We start from the raw sequence: 3,013 nt of genomic DNA, 5'->3' as shown, positions 1-3,013 counted from the left end.
ACTGCTGGACGAAGGTCGTGCCGGCGAGAACGTGGGCGTGCTGCTGCGCGGCACCAAGCGTGATGACGTCGAGCGTGGCCAGGTTTTGGCCAAGCCGGGCTCGATCAAGCCGCACACCCAGTTTGAATCGGAAGTGTATATCCTGAGCAAAGACGAAGGCGGCCGCCACACGCCGTTCTTCAAAGGCTACCGTCCTCAGTTCTACTTCCGTACCACTGACGTGACCGGTACCATCGAACTGCCGGAAGGCGTTGAAATGGTGATGCCTGGCGACAACATCAAGATGGTTGTCAACCTGATTGCCCCGATCGCCATGGACGACGGTTTGCGTTTCGCCATTCGCGAAGGTGGCCGTACCGTTGGCGCCGGCGTTGTTGCCAAAGTTATCGCTTAAGCCGGCAAATGCCGACATTTGTCGAATAACCATTTGACGCGACATGCGGTTAAAGGGCATCATTTGATGCCCTTTTTCTACGCTGTGACAGAGAACCTATCTCATCAGCGATTTTAGGTCATAATCATTGGTGAGATGGGCTCTTGCTTCTGCGGCGTAAAACGTCGAGGTTTTGTTGCTAATTCAGAGCATGCTTCGGTTGGTAGCCTCAATCTTTACGGGGCTGATAAGTTGTTTGTCTGAATCCTATGTGACAGGTTTTTTTTATGAGTGCGAATACCGAAGCTCAAGGAAGGGGGCGCGGCCTGGAAGTGGTTAAGTGGTTAGTCGTCGCGATTCTATTGGTCGTGGCCATCGTCGGTAACTATTTTTACCGCGATTACAACTTACCCCTGCGAGCGCTGGCTGTCGTGCTTATTATCGCTATCGCGGGCGGTGTGGTCATGATGACTGCCAAAGGCAAGTCCACCGTTGCGTTTGCGCGTGAAGCGCGTACTGAAGTACGTAAAGTGATTTGGCCGACCCGCCAGGAAACGTTACATACCACGTTGATCGTCGCCGCGGTGACCGCCGTGATGTCACTGATTCTGTGGGGACTGGATGGCATTCTGGTCCGTGTGGTATCGTTTATTACTGGCATGAGGTTCTAAGATGTCCGAAGCTCCAAAAAAACGCTGGTACGTCGTTCAGGCGTTTTCCGGTTTTGAGGGACGCGTAGCGCAGTCCCTCCGCGAACATATCAAACTTCATGATATGGAAGAGCTGTTTGGCGAAGTGATGGTGCCAACGGAAGAGGTGGTTGAAATTCGCGGCGGCCAGCGTCGCAAAAGCGAACGTAAATTCTTCCCGGGCTACGTCCTGGTGCAGATGGTGATGAATGACGCCAGCTGGCATCTGGTGCGCAGCGTACCGCGCGTCATGGGCTTCATCGGCGGCACCTCGGATCGTCCTGCGCCTATCAGCGACAAAGAAGTCGATGCCATCATGAACCGCCTGCAGCAGGTCGGCGACAAGCCGCGGCCGAAAACCCTTTTCGAGCCGGGCGAGCTGGTCCGCGTCAACGATGGCCCCTTCGCCGACTTCAACGGCGTGGTGGAAGAGGTGGACTACGAGAAAAGCCGCCTGAAGGTGTCGGTGTCGATCTTTGGTCGCGCCACGCCGGTGGAGCTGGACTTCGGTCAGGTCGAGAAAGGCTAAGTCCCCTAATCACATTTCTTCTTGCTCGGGGCGCGAAATTAATCTAAAATTTTGCGCCTTTCGTTTTTATGCGTCCTTGAGCGCGTAAACGCTTATTCACGGGGAGCCTTAACCGGCGCTATCACCCATTAAAGGAAATCAACATGGCCAAGAAAGTACAAGCCTATGTCAAACTGCAGGTTGCTGCAGGCATGGCAAACCCGAGTCCGCCGGTAGGTCCGGCCCTGGGTCAGCAGGGCGTTAACATCATGGAATTCTGCAAAGCCTTCAATGCCAAAACCGAAAGCATTGAAAAAGGGTTACCGATTCCGGTTGTTATCACCGTGTATTCCGACAGTTCTTTCACTTTCGTTACCAAGACGCCGCCGGCCGCCGTGCTGCTGAAGAAAGCCGCGGGCATCAAATCCGGTTCCGGTAAGCCGAATAAAGAAAATGTCGGTAAAGTGACCAGCGCTCAGGTCCGTGAAATCGCGGAAACCAAAGCGGCTGATATGACCGGTGCCGATGTGGAAGCGATGTCCCGCTCCATTGCGGGTACCGCGCGTTCCATGGGCCTGGTAGTGGAGGATTAATAAATGGCTAAACTGACCAAGCGCATGCGCGTCATCCGCGACAAAGTTGATTCCACCAAACAGTACGATATCAGCGAAGCCGTGGCGCTGCTGAAAGAACTGGCCACCGCCAAGTTCGTCGAAAGCATCGACGTTGCCGTTAATCTGGGCATTGATGCACGTAAATCCGATCAGAACGTCCGCGGCGCCACCGTGCTGCCGCACGGCACCGGCCGCAGCGTTCGCGTTGCCGTGTTCACCCAGGGCGCCAACGCCGAAGCGGCAAAAGCCGCCGGCGCGGATCTGGTGGGCATGGATGATCTGGCTGACCAGATCAAAAAAGGCGAGTTCAACTTCGACGTGGTTATCGCTTCTCCGGACGCGATGCGTGTCGTCGGCCAGCTGGGCCAGATTCTCGGTCCACGCGGCCTGATGCCGAACCCGAAAGTCGGCACCGTTACCCCGAACGTCGCTGAAGCGGTTAAAAACGCCAAAGCCGGTCAGGTGCGCTATCGCAACGACAAAAACGGCATCATCCACACCCCCATCGGTAAAGTGGACTTTGAGTCTGACAAATTGAAAGAAAACCTGGAAGCTCTGCTGGTTGCGCTGAAAAAAGCTAAACCGACGCAGGCCAAGGGCGTTTACATCAAGAAAGTCAGCCTATCCACCACCATGGGCGCAGGTGTAGCAATCGATCAAAGCGGCCTGTCCACGGCGACCGCTTAATTATTGCTTTACGCGGGCGTTGGATTTGTCTAGAATCTGACGCCCGAAGTTTCGCCGGGGCGGTTTCCTTTTGACCGCGGGCGCAACGCCAAGATTTTTTCGGTTGGAGCTTGGCCTATCCAAGCCTCCGTCCAAGACCGCA

4 protein-coding genes and 1 pseudogene are annotated in these 3,013 nt (G+C 55.2%); all 5 read left to right on the top strand.

From position 1 onward, the window contains the following. Positions 1 to 394 (top strand): annotated as a pseudogene (gene tuf, locus ACMX3H_RS12290) (elongation factor Tu); the annotation flags it as partial. Positions 395 to 660: 266 nt separating this feature from the next. Continuing rightward, a complete protein-coding gene (gene secE, locus ACMX3H_RS12285; protein WP_415211040.1) occupies positions 661 to 1,044 on the top strand; it encodes a preprotein translocase subunit SecE in 384 nt (127 codons plus the stop codon). A 1-nt stretch (position 1,045) separates the two neighbouring features. Beyond that, positions 1,046 to 1,591, top strand: a complete 546-nt coding sequence (gene nusG, locus ACMX3H_RS12280) for a transcription termination/antitermination protein NusG (RefSeq protein WP_009639145.1) — start codon at positions 1,046 to 1,048, stop codon at positions 1,589 to 1,591. A 143-nt stretch (positions 1,592 to 1,734) separates the two neighbouring features. After that, complete coding sequence (gene rplK / locus ACMX3H_RS12275; protein ID WP_415211039.1) at positions 1,735 to 2,163, top strand: 50S ribosomal protein L11; 429 nt, start codon at positions 1,735 to 1,737, stop codon at positions 2,161 to 2,163. Between the two features lie 3 nt (positions 2,164 to 2,166). Further along, a complete protein-coding gene (gene rplA / locus ACMX3H_RS12270) occupies positions 2,167 to 2,871 on the top strand; it encodes a 50S ribosomal protein L1 (protein ID WP_415211038.1) in 705 nt (234 codons plus the stop codon). The last annotated feature ends 142 nt before the right edge of the window (positions 2,872 to 3,013 follow it).

The organism is Sodalis sp. (in: enterobacteria) (assembly GCF_047607725.1).
GTDB lineage: Bacteria > Pseudomonadota > Gammaproteobacteria > Enterobacterales > Enterobacteriaceae > JBLKSS01.
Note: the sequence above shows the minus strand (reverse complement) of the source record. Positions and strands in the feature narration are given on the sequence as shown.

Bases quoted from the DNA above. Each gene is read 5' to 3' on its own strand.
- secE (WP_415211040.1), top strand. From the start codon at position 661: ATGAGTGCGAATACCGAAGCTCAAGGAAGGGGGCGCGGCCTGGAAGTG.
- nusG (WP_009639145.1), top strand. From the start codon at position 1,046: ATGTCCGAAGCTCCAAAAAAACGCTGGTACGTCGTTCAGGCGTTTTCC.
- rplK (WP_415211039.1), top strand. From the start codon at position 1,735: ATGGCCAAGAAAGTACAAGCCTATGTCAAACTGCAGGTTGCTGCAGGC.
- rplA (WP_415211038.1), top strand. From the start codon at position 2,167: ATGGCTAAACTGACCAAGCGCATGCGCGTCATCCGCGACAAAGTTGAT.